Here is a 14,487-nt window from a genome sequence, read left to right on the forward strand (position 1 = left end):
TTTTGGGTCCTTTTGCCAAAACAAAAGGGCCTCGCCTGCCGGGGCGAAACCCGGCAACCTAAGAAAATCACTGAGACGAGAGTTGGAGACATAGGTGTGATGTTTTCAACTAACCGACGCCTTTTTACTGGCAAAGCTCAAGATGGATTCCTGATACACATCATAGAAACTGCAGGGGCAGAACAAAATGGGAAGCGCTAGTATTGGCCAGCCGAATCCTTACTCAATTTGTGAAATATGTCAATTGGACAATGGCTTAAACAGAACAGATCCCTGCCCAGAAGCTTGATCGGGTTAGGAAGAAATCCGCCCCATTGGGAGTCCTGAAAAAAACAGAGGGGGTTACGCTTACTTTGGTTATTCTTCGGAAAGTTGGGTAGACTCAGTGGCCAGAACCTGTTGAAGTCGACCACGAGAAATGGCACCCTGGCGAATAATGCGAAGTTCTGGTTCTATTTGTAGCACCGTGGAAGGTCGGCCACCCGGCGCAAGGCCGCCATCCACAATCAAATCAACTACCGATCCTAATTGTTCAGTCACATCTCCCGCAGATTGCGCCGGCGGCTGTCCACTTCGATTAGCGCTGGTACCGGTAAGCGAACCGATATGCTTCAAGAGTTCGCAAACTCGTAGATCATTCGGCTGCCGGACACCAATGGTTCCCTGTCCACCAGTCAGGATGGGGGAAAGAGTTGAACGAGCCTGCAAGACCAGCGTGAGCAAACCCGGCCAGAACGCTTCCATAAGTGTTCGAGCGACATCGGGGATATCTTCCGTCAGTTGGTCCAGTTGCGACGAGTCACCAACTAACACCGGAAAGGGTTTGTGGCCGCGTTCGCCTTTCATGTGCATCAGCCGCTCTAATGCGATTTGATTGAAGGGACTCACCGCCAGCGCGTAAAAGCTATCGGTCGGGACAGCCACGATTCCGCCCTCCTGCAGACAGTGTGCAACCTGATGAATGAGTTGAGATGATGGAGTGGAATGGAGTTGGAGAACGGTGGCCACGGCAGGGCCTTCGAGTCAGGATTGAACCTGCAGCACGCGGTGGCCGATGTCTGAACGGAAATACCGGCCTTCAAACTGAATCGAGGCGAGCGCCTCATGGGCATGATCCCTGGCTCCGGCCAGGGTTGAATTAATCCCGGTGACCCCGAGGACCCTTCCGCCATTCGTGACAATTTTGTCATTGGCATGGGCTGTCCCGGCATGAAACACCATGACAGACTTCGACTCTTTTTCCGGCAGGCCGGTGATCGGCAGTCCCGTTTGATAAGACCCGGGATATCCGCCTGAGGTTAACACCACGCACACCGCCGCCTGATCATGCCACTCCACCTGCAATTGGTCCAACCGATGTTCGACCACAGCTTCAAGCACATCCAATAAATCCGTTTTTAAGAGTGGGAGCACGACCTGCGTTTCAGGGTCGCCAAAGCGGGCGTTAAATTCCAGCACATACGGTTTGCCATCTTTGACCATAATCCCCGCGTATAACACCCCGAAAAATGGACTCCCCACCCTGGACAACCCTGTGACCGCCGGAGTTAACACCTCATCAAGAATACGTTGCCGGAGTTCCGGTGTTCCCAATGGAGCCGGGGCATAGGCCCCCATGCCACCGGTATTGAGACCCGTGTCCCCTTCACCGATTCGCTTATGATCCTGGGCAGGCAGCATGGGAATGACCGTTCGGCCATCGGCAAAGGCCATGACCGTGAGTTCTTCTCCCTCAAGAAATTCTTCAAGCACCACCCGTGCACCGGCCTTTCCAAAGCGCTGCTCTTCCAGCATGCTGCGAACCGCCTCACGGGCATCCGCCCTGGTCGCACAGATGATGACCCCTTTCCCTTGCGCAAGACCATCGGCTTTCACGACGATCGGAAGCGGGCAGGATTCCAGGCAGGTTAACGCCGGCTCCAGTTTGTCAAACGTGTGCGAAGATGGAGTGGGAATTTTTTCTCGCACCATGAGTTCTTTGGCAAACGATTTACTGGATTCAATGAGGGCCGCATTGCGGGTGGGGCCAAAAATCCGCATGTGGGATTTTCTGAATTCGTCGACGATACCCAAGGAGAGCGGCAGTTCCGGTCCGACCAGCGTCAGATTGATTGCGTTGGTTTGTGCAAAGTGCTTCAGGCCTTCAAGGTCATCCACCTGGAGTGGCACACATTCGGCCACCTGCGCGATCCCCGCATTGCCCGGGGCACAAAAGAGTTTGGTCACGCGAGGGGATTGCGCAAGCTTCCACGCGAGTGCGTGTTCCCGTCCACCGTTGCCTATGATTAATACCTTCATGTGAACACGTATGCTTTCCCTTCCCGCTCCATCCCGAGGATGGGGGAATGTGCCAATATGGCCTGTGCCCGATTCTAATGCTTATTCTCCGAAGCCCGGTTACACCTCTGCGATCGAAGGCACACCCGTCATCAAACTGAACAACCGCAACCAGGGAAGACTTGAAGAAAAATCGGATTGAGTTCGGTTAATGACGAAAGTGCCGCATACCCGTCATAATCATGGCCATCTTATGCTCATCAACGGCTTGGATGATCTCCTTATCCCGGATAGACCCTCCAGGTTGAATCACCGCGGTAATACCTGCATCTGCGGCGGCATCGATACCATCACGAAACGGGAAAAAGGCATCCGAGGCCATCACGCACCCTTTGACGGGAAGCTTCGCTTTCATTTGCGCCAGTTTCACCGAATCAACCCGGCTCATTTGCCCGGCACCAATGCCGACGGTTTGGGTCTGTGTGGCAAAGACAATGGCATTGGACTTGACGTGCTTGCAGACTTTCCAGGCGAAATCGCAGGCTTGATACTCGTGGTCGGTCGGCTGCCGTTCACTCGGCATGGATAAGTCTCCCATCTCACGTAAGGACCCCAGATCCCGGTCCTGGACTAAGATCCCGCCCACAATTTTTTTCATATCCAGGGCATCCCGTTGAGCACTCTCCAAGGCACCCACCGCTAACAGTCTTAAATCTTTTTTCCGTTGAAGTTCAGCCAAGGCCTCTTCCGAAAATGCCGGCGCAATCAGCACTTCCACAAAGGTGGAGGTGATTTCCTTGGCCATGGGCAAATCGACATTCCGGTTACAGGCAATGACCCCGCCAAAGGCTGAGACCGGATCTGTTTCTCGTGCCCGGACATAGGCCTCAACCGGCATATCCCCGATGGCCACCCCGCAGGGATTATTATGTTTGACGATGACCACCGCCGTTTCTTCAAATTCCTTCACGAGTTCCAACGCCGCATTAGCATCCAGGTAGTTATTATAGGACATGGCTTTGCCATGAAGCTGTTGAGCCTGAGAAAGGGAGGCTTCTTTGGTCTCCCGATCACGGTATACCGCACCGGCCTGATGCGGATTCTCTCCATACCGCAGATCTTCGACCTTTTCATATGACAGGCACAATAACGACGGAAATTTTTGCCCTAAGGTATCGGCTAACTTGGAGTTGAGATAATTGGCGATCAGGCTGTCATACCTGGCGGTATGGTCAAAGACTTTTTTGGCTAACTCCCGTCGCAGCCCTAAGGAGACGGTTCCGGACTGCAAGGCCTCCAACACCCGCTCATAATCCTGTGGATCGACCACCACCAGGACATCCTCATGGTTCTTGGCCGCCGACCGGAGCATGGACGGTCCCCCGATATCAATATTTTCAATGGCTTCTTCAAACGTACAACCGGGCTTTGCAATCGTCGCTTCAAACGGATAGAGATTCACGACCACGACATCGATGGGCTCGATCCCCTGTTCTTGCATTTGCTTCACATGTGCATCAACCGAACGCCGCCCTAATAACCCACCATGGATCTTAGGATGTAATGTTTTCACCCGTCCGTTCAAAATCTCAGGAAACCCGGTGTAATCTGCCACTTCTGTCACGGTCACCCCGGCGTCCCTGAGCATACTGGCCGTTCCGCCGGTCGACAAAATATCCGCATCAAGTGCCGCCAGGCCCTTGGCCATTTTTTCTACACCGGTTTTATCGGATACGCTGATGAGCGCCTTCCCCAATCTTGCCATGTGTTCTCCTGCCACTCGTCTCTGTTGATGGGTAAAAAAACGGAAGGTCAGCTTAGCAAATGACCTGGGGAACTTCAACGAATTCTGAAGTTCCTGCTACAAGCACCAAGACCCTATTCCCGCTCGTCCCCTTATTCAACCCCATCGACGTCTTTCTTTGCCAATATTAAAGTTTTGTGTTTCATCAACCTTATCTTCTTACCAAACCTTGCATCCGTAACCGGGGAAGTTTCCATCAACAAAATATTTCCTGATCCACCCATAAAGCCAACATCCGATTCTGCCGAAATACTACATTGAGAGCCAGCTCGAAATAATGGCAAACACAGCATCTTGAACAACCCCCTCTCGGCTTGGTTTCGGCAACCAGGATTTCTACTCACATGGTAAGTGAAAGAAGTGCAATCAGTTTCAGGGGATTGCTGCATATTCTGCTCGTTACATGCCGGTGGAGGTCAACTCAGGTCTTAAAATGACAACCAAAATTTCGCCACATCCCCGATTCATATCGCGTTTTGCGCTTTTAACAACACGGTAGGGACTCTCAGAGTCTTAGGATTCATTGATGGATTTCACCCTGATAGTCGTTGTGCTGTTGATATGTCTTACACTCGGAGCCATTGTGCTCACCTTAAGCCTGAGTCCTCCAGCGAATAAGAAAAAAGAAGAAAACCGGATCCACGGCACAAGTTTCATTCCATCACAAATGTTCATGGGTCGCGATGGACTTGGAGGCATTGCCGTGAACGACCAAACTCTCAAAATTTGCCTGTTACACACTCCTTCGGTCCCCCCACGTTTGCTTCATATTTCAAGTCTGGTCGGTTCGTTCTTAGTGAAAAATGGAGAAGTTCTTCAAGAAACCTTACGAACAGGTCCAAAAGCACTCATCTCATTTCAAAAACTCATGCATTCGAACGCGGAAAGACTGATAAAAAGTTGGCAGACCTCCTCTCCTTCAAAAGATAACCAGCGAATCGACCTTATTGTGTGGCTCCACGATGAAGACGAACCGTTCCATGTTGTCAATTTCCTCAATATGGAAACCAAAGAAGGGGGCATTCTCTATGAAAAATCCTTAGGGACGGCAACACATTGGCACAATGTTTTGGATGGGCTGATACACCAGGCTGATCAACATGCCAGCCAGCAGCCCGAATCCGACAAAAATGACACGGAGAGTCCATTAGCGGCGGCGACCGATGAATTGGAAAATCTAGGTGACTTAGTCGAAAAGCAAATCATGACACCACAAGAACTCATCATCCAGAAAGAAAAACTTCTCGCCGGCAAGACCTAAACTCCTTTTTCTCTCCTCTCCAGACATTCCCTCACAAATTCCGAATCTATTCTCCCGGTTATTTCTCTAAAAAACCGGCCATGCCTTCTTTTTTCCGTTCATCGGATAAGAGGGAGGTAAGAGGGAAGACCGTCGAAGACCCCATCCACAAGTGAAGCCCAGTCCAGATACGACCATTTAGCCCAACACCAACAAGAATCCATCGTGGTTTTGGCAGGATTGATTCAAGACGCAACCCGCTGGCCTCACCAAATAGCACGCTGACCTTCCCCTTCAAATGGGGAATGGTCTAGACCACTAATTTTGACGTTCCCTACATTTTTATACTCAATGAGCCCGGTTCTCATTCCATACGCTCTGACCTCCAAAACAAGGAAAGCTCTCTCATGCGCCAATCACGTGGATTCACCATCGTCAAATATGTGGGGATTATCCTTGGAATTCTTCTGTCCTATGCATTTGCTTCAGAGTGGAATAGCTCCTCCCGGCAACCTGACCTCATTCAAGCCATCCAAGACCGGAACCTTTCCTTAACACATCAATTAGTGGACCAAGGATCGGATGTGAATCAGCGCACGCCACAAGGAGCCACACCCCTTCATTTCGCTGCAAGATCAGGACAATTTACGATTGCCCAACTCCTGTTACAAAACGGGGCAGACCCTGGGGCCATTTATCAATCCGAATGGACCCCACTGCATTTTGCCGCCAAGGGGGGCCATGTGGATATCGCCGACCTCCTCCTTCAACACGGGGCCCTTGTGGACGGCCTTGATGGGAACATCACCCCCCTACACATCGCCGTGCAGGAACATCACCGACGCATGACGTCATATCTGCTCGCTCACGGCGCCACCGTTCAAACTTCTTTTAAGGAAGGGTGGACTGCGCTGCACGTCGCCGCCCAAGCCGGAGATACCGACATGACTCGCCTCCTCCTGGATTCCGGAGCCCCTATCGATGCCACCAATACCATTGGCCTGACGCCGCTCCATTCTGCCGCCCTCTCCGGCCAACGAGATCTGACTTCCTATCTGCTGTCTCGTGGAGCCACATGTTCTCTTCCCATACATCCACTCCAAACCTCCTCGTCTGCCAATTCCAGTCGACTGTATGCGGCTCTCCAGGAAATCCTCCAGCACTGCCCGAATCATCTGGATTCCTAAGTCTCCGCCGTAAAGTCCTTACGACCGCCCTTTCCTCTTCGTCTCCTCATCTTCTTTAGAACATCAGGTAAACCCGCTGGTGGCATCCAGGTATTCATTGGGAGTGTTGAATAATAATAATTTCCAAGGGCATATTGACCCACAGGCACGTTGCATATCAGAGGCCTCGGGGCGGTTCAAAAAAGTTCGTCCAGCAAGGCCGCAGTCATTTTTGCGCGCAGAGCGTACCTCCAGTACGTGAGCACGGAAAAATGACGAGAACGCCGCTGGCGGCTTTTTTTCAACAGCCCCTCATTGTAAGATCCTGGAAATGCGTACCGCCCAAAGTGTATTCAGACAAAATTAATGATCAACTATTTCACCTCGAGAGTGTTTGTATTGGGGATCCAACCATGAGCTGGATGTCTCTTGCCCTGTTGGCTGCACTCAGCGAATCCCTGAAAGACCTATTGAGTAAGCAGGGACTACGGTCCGTCTCGCCTCAACTGGCCGCATTCGCTGCTTGTGCCACTCCCATTCCATTGCTACTCGGTATGTTGCTGTTCACTGATTCAATTCCCCCATTGGGACCTCAATATATTCCTGCTCTCCTCTTTGGCGGCACCTTGAATATCCTGGCCATGTTCCAATTCATGAGGGCCTTACAAAGTTCCGATCTTTCCCTGGCCATTCCCTTCATTTCCTTTACCCCACTATTTTTATTACTCACCTCACCTCTCCTGGTGGGAGATATGCCAACGACACAGGATATTGCGGGCATTGCCTGTATTGTGGCTGGAGCATATGTCCTACACATTCAGTCGATGCACCGGGATTTGTTCGGGCCATTGGTCGCTATCTTCCAACAACCAGGTCCCAGACGCATGCTGTCGGTGGCCTTCATCTATAGTCTCACGTCCAACTTCGACAAGATCGGCGTACAAAATTCTTCGCCACTATTTTGGAGTCTTTCCATTACGAGTGTGATGACGTTTGGATTTATATTAGCGCTCCGTTTCTTGCCACAATCTACCCATGCCATGCCTCATTCGCGCACCGTCGGAATCCTTATACTTATCGGCCTGTTTCAAGGCATCGGTCTTCTCCTCCATAATACCGCGCTCAACCTTGGTCCGGTTCCTTCCGTGATCGCCGTCAAGCGGTCCAGCATGCTCATTGCGGTGATATGGGGCATTCTCTTTTTGAGGGAAAGATATGTTGGACAGCGGTTAGTCGGCGCTGTCCTGATGATGATCGGGGTGGGAGTATTAGGATTTGGACAAGCAGAGTAACCCTGTCAGGCCCATGAATAGCCCGAAAAGCCGGAGATGAAAACGACAACCGATAGTTATTTAATGGGGAGAGAGGAAAGGTCTGCAACCGAGACCAGCGGACCTGGAAAGATTCCGAGCAAAACCACACCGGCAACGGCGCAGGCCAACACAAACGATACCTGAGGAGAAAGAACAAGTCGGGTATGCAATTCTTGTTCGGAGGATGGCTCACGCATATACATCACCATAACAATGCGCAAATAGAAAAAAGCCGAAATGGCCGCAAAGATCAGTCCAATGATCGCCAGCCATGCCAACCCGGCATTGACGGCCGCCATAAAGAGATACAATTTCCCGATGAACCCGGCCGTGGGAGGAATACCCGCCAACGAGACCATAAACACCAACATGAGAAATGCGCCACCTTTATGTCGCTTGGCCAATCCGGTGAAATCTTCGATTTCTTCACCTTCGAGGCCGCCCTTCCGCAAAATAGCCACCATGGAAAATGCCCCTATCGTCATAAACGAATAGATCGCCAAATAGAGCATCAGGCTCGAAACGCCCTGAGCCGAAACTGCGGACTCTGTACCGCTCCACCCCGCGACCACGACCCCGATCAATGCATACCCCGCATGAGCAATACTGGAATAGGCCAACATCCGTTTCACGTTAGTCTGAACAATGGCCACAAGATTGCCAAGAGCCACCGTGATGATACAAATGCCCAGAATTAACAGATTCCAATCGGGTTTAATGCCGCCGAAAGCTTCCAGGAGAACCCGAAGGAACGCGGCAAAGCTGGCAGCCTTGGAAGCCACCGCCATAAACGCCGTCACAGACGTTGGGGCTCCTTCGTACACATCAGGCGTCCACATATGAAACGGCACCGCCGCAACTTTAAACCCGAATCCCACGATCAACAGCATAAGCGCAATGAACACTAACGGATCATCGATTCCTCGCCCATTGACCACAGCCGCAATTTCCACCAGCCTCGTACTTCCCGTGACTCCGAATATAATTGAAATCCCATAGAGCAAAATTCCTGAGGAGAAGGCCCCCAACACAAAATATTTGGCGGAGGACTCGATTGACCTGAGTTCAAAACGCTTGAACCCGGCCATAATATAGAGGGTAATCGACATCAGTTCGATTCCAAGATAGATCGTGAGCAAATCAGCCCCCGATACCATCACCATCATTCCGGTCAATGCCAATAAAACAAAGGCGTAGTATTCCGCGAGTTGGATCTTTTCCTCTTTGAGATACCCCATGGACAATAAAATGGTCAGACCACTCACGAGATACAGCAACATTTTCCAAAATACGGCGTACGAATCCACGACCACTAAATCACTAAAGGCCATGACCCGCTCACCAAAACCGCCCGCCGTGACCACGCTGCATACCACAAGAATGCCGAGACTCATCCACGCCAGGAAATCTTTTTTGTGTGCAGGCGTAATGGGATCAAGAACAAGAATCAGACATGCCATGCCCACGATGAGCATTTCAGGAAGAATGAGAAGAAGATCGGCGAGAGGAAGCATCATGGGGCAACCTCACCCTTCATGCTAAGCGGATGCCCAAATGACTCGGCCGTCATCGTCAGGGTGTGGCTTTGTCCACCCCCTCCCTTCTGAACCAGGACTGATGTGGATTGGGATGCGATGACCCGCTCCACGCTGGCATGCATCACATCCAGCAACGGTTTCGGATAGAGCCCAATCCAAAACACCAACACCACTAACGGAACCAGCATGCCAAATTCCCTGGCATTCAAATCAGTTAATTTGGGGAGCATCTGCGGAGAGGCCGGCCCATAGATCATCCGTTGCACCAAATACAATATATAGGCGGCAGCCAAAATAATCCCCAAAGCGGCCAGAGTCCCTGTCAACTTGCTCCAGGCAAAGGTTCCCACCAGGACTAAAAACTCTCCGACAAAACTATTCATGCCTGGAAGGCCAACGGAAGACAACGCAAAGATCACAAAAAATGTCGCGTATTTCGGCATTGCGTTCGCCAATCCGCCATTATCGGTAATTTGCCGGCTGTGTGTCCGTTCGTAAATGATACCCACACACATAAAGAGAGCGCCGGTCGTAATGCCGTGGTTGATCATCTGAATGACCGCGCCTTCAATTCCCTGGGCATTGAGCGCAAAAATTCCCAGGGTGACAAACCCCATGTGACTGACACTGGAATAGGCAATAAGTTTTTTGAGGTCTGATTGCGCCAAGGCCATATAGGCCCCATAAATAATGGCGATAACCGACAGGGTCATGATGACGGGGGTAAACGCAACGGAGGCATCAGGCAACATGGGCAATGAAAACCGTAAAAATCCATAGGTCCCCATCTTGAGCAGGACACTTGCGAGAATGATACTCCCTGCAGTGGGCGCTTCAACATGGGCATCCGGGAGCCAGGTATGAAAAGGAAACATGGGCACTTTTACCGCAAAGGCGGCAAAAAAAGCCCAGAACAGCAGGGATTGCAACCCAGAGGCATAAGAGGCGTGTGTTAACGCCAAAATATCAAAGGTTCGCCCACCTTCAAAAAACAGCACCAAGATCGCTACCAGCAGCAAGATACTGCCGGCCAGGGTATACAGGAAAAACTTGATCGCCGCATAGACACGATTCGGCCCACCCCAGACCCCAATCAAAAGATACATGGGAATCAGCATCGTCTCCCAAAACACATAAAACAGCACAAAATCCAAGGCAGCAAACACGCCGATCGTCGCGGTCTCCATTACCAACAAACTGATCAGGAATTCTTTCATTCTAGTTTGAACCGACGTCCAGGAGACGAGAATACAGAGAGGAGTCAGAAATGTCGTCAAGAGGATCAACGGCATGCTGATCCCATCCACACCCAGGGAATAATGAATCGCGGGGGAATTGATCCATAGATGCTTTTCCACAAACTGCATGCCGGCATTGGCATTGTCGAACGCGAACCATAGAGGCAGGGAGGCCAGCAACGTCAGGACGGAAACTATCAACGCAATAGCCCGTGAAAGGGCCTCATGAGCCAGCAAGACCGCGACCACTCCGAGCAGCGGGAGAATAAGCACGATCGTGAGCCAGGGGATCCCCCCTGTGGGAATAACCATCTCAGTCACGATTGAATAATCTCCTGCCATACGGTTGTCTGTTGAACCATCACGAGTATCCCATCATACGTTCTGCCACCCACCCTAATAAAAGATCATCGCACCTAAAATGACCACCGCGCCGACCGTCATGGCCAGCGCATAATTTTGTGCTTGTCCGCTTTGAAGTCTACGCGTCACCCATCCTCCCCAGGCCACGGCTCGCGCCACTCCATTGACCGCACCATCAATCACCGCAATATCCACCCTTTTCCATAACCGATCCGCGAGATTCAATGTTGGCATCACCACGGTCCGGTCATAGGCTTCATCCACAAACCATTTATTCAAGGACAACTGATACAGCGATTGCCACTGATTGGCCAATCGGTCAGGCAAGCCCGGCGACTTCACATAGACCCAATAGGCGCCGGCAATCCCTAGCAGACCCATTGCGGTGGCCGTCATCATAATGCCCATGGCCGCAGATCCTTCGTGATGACCTCCACCACTCTCAGCAGGGGGAAACGCAGGGGCCAAAAACTCTGGAATTCCCATGTATCCTGCGAGGATACTCAGAACCGCAAGAATCAGAAGAGGAAACGTCATCGTTTTTGACGGTTCATGAACATGCTGGGCATGGTGGGGATCCACTCGCGATTCTCCCCAAAATGTCACAAACACCAATCGAAAACTGTAAAAGGCCGTCATGAGCGCGGTCAGCAATCCTAAGACGGTCAGGACCTTACCCAGGTCGCCGGACATCCAGGCCGCCAGGAGTAATTCATCTTTACTAAAAAATCCCGCAGTGAGTGGAAATCCGGACAGGGCCAGGGCTCCAATGAGAAAGGTCCAATACGTCACAGGGAGCTTATCTTTAAGTCCACCCATATTTTTCATATCTTGCTCATGATGAAGAGCAATGATCACCGCCCCACACCCGAGGAATAACAAGGCCTTAAACGCGCCGTGGGTGAGAAGATGATACATTCCGGCAATATAGCCACCCAGCCCACAGGCCATCATCATGTACCCAAGTTGGCTGAGTGTGGAATACGCCACAACCCGCTTGATATCAGTTTGCGTGAGCGCGATCGTCGCGCCGATAAACATCGTGACTCCACCGACCACTGCCACCACATCCATGGCCACGGGAGAAAGGTTGAATAATGGGGCAAATCTGGCCACCATAAATACCCCTGCCGTCACCATCGTCGCCGCATGAATGAGCGCTGAAATCGGAGTGGGACCCTCCATCGCATCCGGCAACCACACATGCAGAGGCACTTGAGCAGATTTTCCGACTGCCCCGATAAAGAGAAAGAGGCAGATCAAGGTCATCACTGATATTTCCCAATGACCTCCGACAGAACCAAGAAGATTTACCAGGCCACCAGCCTTCTGCTCCAACTGAGGAAACACCTCCTGATAATGCAGACTGCCGAAGGTGACAAAGACCAGCAGAATACCCAACATGAATCCGAAATCCCCGACCCGATTCACCAGAAACGCCTTGGTGGCCGCGGCCCTGGCTGATTCACGCTCATACCAATGGCCGATTAACAGGTAGGAGCACAGACCCACCGCTTCCCAAAAGACAAAAAGCTGAAGGAAATTATCGGACATCACCAGCATCAACATGGAAAAGGTAAAGAGCGCGATATTGCTAAAAAATCTGGCGTAGCCTGGCTCTCCATGCATGTAGCCAATCGTGTAGACATGGACCAAGGAACTCACAATGGTGACAAGTAACAACATCGCGACTGTGAGCTGATCGACAAATAACCCTATGGCAATATGAAGATTTCCCGAATCTGCCCAGGTATAGAGAGGGATATGAAGCGGCTGACCACCGGCCACATCGACAAGCGCCATGATGGAAAGAAGGAGCGATCCCAGGACGGCAGGAACGGCCACCCAATGGCTTCGGTCTTTGATCCAGTGACCGAATAGCCCTAGGATGACAAAGGCCAGGAGTGGGAGGAAAGGAATTAAGGCGTAGAGCATCGCCTTACCATTTCAGCAACCGGAAGTCGTCAATGTTGGTACTGGCCGAATGCCGATAGAGCGCGATGATAATCGCCAGCCCTACCGCAACCTCCGCAGCAGCCACGGTAAGCGCAAAAAACACGAACACCTGACCGGAAAGATTACCCAAATAGGAAGAGAAGGCCACAAAATTAATATTCGTGGCATTCAGCATCAACTCAATGGATAATAAAATAATGATGATATTGCGTCGAATGAGCACTCCTACCAATCCGATTGAGAACACGATCCCGCTCAGCACAAGATAGTAACTCACGGGAACGTCCATTAACTCTTGGCCTCCAATATCCCCTTTTTGGTGAGGATGACCGCACCCACCATCGCCACTAAGAGAATGAGAGACGCGATTTCGAAGGGAAACAGATACGTGGAATACAGCAGCTCGCCAATCGATTCCGTATTGCCCTGGGTGAAATGGGTCGGCTCTCCCGGGTCAGGAAGATTCGCACCCAATGAGGATTCGCCCTTCACCACCAGCAACACCGCCTCCGCAAAGACCATACATCCCAGAAAGAGGCCGACGGTCAATTGGTGATGAAAGCGTACTTCCCCCTTCAAATTGAGCAACATGACCACAAAAAGATAGAGCACCAGAATTGCGCCCGCATAGACCAGGATTTGAATCACGGCCAGGAACTCTGCATGCAACGTGACAAAGAGCCCCGCGACGTGGAAGAACATGACCAGGAGCGCCAGCGCACTATACACCGGGCTTCTCAGGGCCACGACCAGAGCGGCCGTTGCCACAATCACACTGGCAAAATAGAAAAAAACTATCGTTCCCATTACCTGCTCATTAAAAAACTTTTGGGATATTCCTTGTCCGGCATGTGGACCGAGTGCAGCGCCAGACCATAACGGCTACTATTCTTTTTGAGGAATTTCCTTAAACCCTACGTTAAAATAGGCCACATTGGGATGCTGAAATTCCAGGCGCTTTTCCCGAATCGGATAATTTCGATCGCCAATAGCCAGAAGCTGCTCCTTATTTAATTGAAGCTGGCGCTTATCGTAGACCGCCCATTCATACTCCTGAGTCATTCCCAACGCATCAACGGGGCACGCTTTCACACACAACCCGCAAAACAAACATCGGGTCATGTCCATGTAATATTCCTTGGAATATCGCTTCGTGGGTTCCCCCGGTACCTCGGCACTCACGACTCGGATGACACGGGAGGGACAAGCCGCCTCGCATAAATCACATCCCACGCACTTTTCCGTTCCATCATCGTAGCGCAATAACGCCAACATACCGCGATAGTTGGACGGCAACTGTTTCTTTTCGTGCGGGTATTGTAAGGTGATAGGCTTATAATGAAGGAAATGGGATAAGGTCGCCTTCATCCCTAACGCAATCTCATAAAAAGTAAGCGTTTTGACCCACTCCTTGAGTTTCATACCATTCAACCTTCTTAGCTCCCTGGAAAGAGAAAGGCGACGATCGCCGTCAACACAATATTCGCCAATGCAATGGGAAGGAGGACCTTCCACCCGAACCGCATGAGCTGGTCATATCGTAATCGAGGCAAGGTGGCCCGAATCCAGAAAAACAAAAAGAGGAAAATCGC

The 14,487-nt window shown here is 51.2% G+C and carries 14 protein-coding genes; 4 read left to right on the forward strand and 10 right to left on the reverse strand.

Going from position 1 to position 14,487, the window contains the following annotated elements:
- Window positions 1–201 (forward strand): hypothetical protein (locus AAH187_RS10165; RefSeq protein ID WP_342348347.1); only part of this gene is annotated, 201 nt, incomplete at its 5' end.
- Between the two features lie 156 nt (window positions 202–357).
- On the opposite strand, the gene AAH187_RS10170 is transcribed toward AAH187_RS10165, so the two are convergent.
- From AAH187_RS10170 to purH, 3 genes are all read right to left on the reverse strand, one after another.
- On the reverse strand, window positions 358–1,008 hold the full coding sequence (locus AAH187_RS10170; RefSeq protein WP_342348348.1) for an L-threonylcarbamoyladenylate synthase: 651 nt from the start codon (window positions 1,006–1,008) through the stop codon (window positions 358–360).
- A 15-nt stretch (window positions 1,009–1,023) separates the two neighbouring features.
- Window positions 1,024–2,298, reverse strand: a complete 1,275-nt coding sequence (purD, locus tag AAH187_RS10175; RefSeq protein WP_342348349.1) for a phosphoribosylamine--glycine ligase — start codon at window positions 2,296–2,298, stop codon at window positions 1,024–1,026.
- Window positions 2,299–2,485: 187 nt separating this feature from the next.
- Window positions 2,486–4,042, reverse strand: coding sequence for a bifunctional phosphoribosylaminoimidazolecarboxamide formyltransferase/IMP cyclohydrolase (gene purH, locus AAH187_RS10180; protein ID WP_342348350.1), 1,557 nt, complete (start codon window positions 4,040–4,042; stop codon window positions 2,486–2,488).
- 565 nt (window positions 4,043–4,607) lie between these two features.
- Between purH and AAH187_RS10185 the strand changes: the two genes are divergently transcribed.
- The 3 genes from AAH187_RS10185 to AAH187_RS10195 all read left to right on the forward strand — a co-directional run bounded on the left by AAH187_RS10185 (window position 4,608) and on the right by AAH187_RS10195 (window position 7,779).
- Window positions 4,608–5,342, forward strand: coding sequence for a hypothetical protein (locus tag AAH187_RS10185; protein ID WP_342348351.1), 735 nt, complete (start codon window positions 4,608–4,610; stop codon window positions 5,340–5,342).
- A gap of 386 nt (window positions 5,343–5,728) precedes the next feature.
- Window positions 5,729–6,508 carry an ankyrin repeat domain-containing protein gene (locus AAH187_RS10190; RefSeq protein WP_342348352.1) on the forward strand — a complete coding sequence of 260 codons (780 nt, stop codon included), beginning with the start codon at window positions 5,729–5,731 and terminating at the stop codon, window positions 6,506–6,508.
- A 392-nt stretch (window positions 6,509–6,900) separates the two neighbouring features.
- Window positions 6,901–7,779 carry an EamA family transporter gene (locus tag AAH187_RS10195; RefSeq protein ID WP_342348353.1) on the forward strand — a complete coding sequence of 293 codons (879 nt, stop codon included), beginning with the start codon at window positions 6,901–6,903 and terminating at the stop codon, window positions 7,777–7,779.
- A gap of 56 nt (window positions 7,780–7,835) precedes the next feature.
- Here AAH187_RS10195 and AAH187_RS10200 read toward each other — a convergent pair whose 3' ends face one another.
- The 7 genes from AAH187_RS10200 to AAH187_RS10230 all read right to left on the reverse strand — a co-directional run bounded on the left by AAH187_RS10200 (window position 7,836) and on the right by AAH187_RS10230 (window position 14,484).
- Complete coding sequence (locus tag AAH187_RS10200) at window positions 7,836–9,317, reverse strand: NADH-quinone oxidoreductase subunit N (RefSeq protein WP_342348354.1); 1,482 nt, start codon at window positions 9,315–9,317, stop codon at window positions 7,836–7,838.
- Complete coding sequence (locus AAH187_RS10205) at window positions 9,314–10,888, reverse strand: NADH-quinone oxidoreductase subunit M (RefSeq protein ID WP_342348382.1); 1,575 nt, start codon at window positions 10,886–10,888, stop codon at window positions 9,314–9,316. The genes AAH187_RS10200 and AAH187_RS10205 overlap by 4 nt, the downstream gene beginning before the upstream one ends.
- An 84-nt stretch (window positions 10,889–10,972) precedes the next feature.
- A complete protein-coding gene (nuoL, locus tag AAH187_RS10210) occupies window positions 10,973–12,874 on the reverse strand; it encodes an NADH-quinone oxidoreductase subunit L (RefSeq protein ID WP_342348355.1) in 1,902 nt (633 codons plus the stop codon).
- 4 nt (window positions 12,875–12,878) lie between these two features.
- Window positions 12,879–13,184 (reverse strand): NADH-quinone oxidoreductase subunit NuoK, encoded by a 306-nt coding sequence (gene nuoK, locus AAH187_RS10215; RefSeq protein ID WP_312646704.1) that lies wholly within the window; start codon window positions 13,182–13,184, stop codon window positions 12,879–12,881.
- Window positions 13,184–13,702, reverse strand: coding sequence for an NADH-quinone oxidoreductase subunit J (locus AAH187_RS10220; protein WP_342348356.1), 519 nt, complete (start codon window positions 13,700–13,702; stop codon window positions 13,184–13,186). Before AAH187_RS10220 ends, nuoK begins: the two co-directional genes overlap by 1 nt.
- A 78-nt stretch (window positions 13,703–13,780) precedes the next feature.
- Window positions 13,781–14,317: an NADH-quinone oxidoreductase subunit NuoI gene (gene nuoI / locus AAH187_RS10225; RefSeq protein WP_342348357.1), complete on the reverse strand. Its 537-nt coding sequence runs from the start codon at window positions 14,315–14,317 to the stop codon at window positions 13,781–13,783.
- Between the two features lie 14 nt (window positions 14,318–14,331).
- Window positions 14,332–14,484, reverse strand: a complete 153-nt coding sequence (locus AAH187_RS10230; protein WP_342348383.1) for an NADH-quinone oxidoreductase subunit H — start codon at window positions 14,482–14,484, stop codon at window positions 14,332–14,334.
- Window positions 14,485–14,487: the final 3 nt, after the last annotated feature.

This window comes from uncultured Nitrospira sp. (genome assembly GCA_902500695.1).
Taxonomy (GTDB): Bacteria; Nitrospirota; Nitrospiria; order Nitrospirales; family UBA8639; genus Nitrospira_E.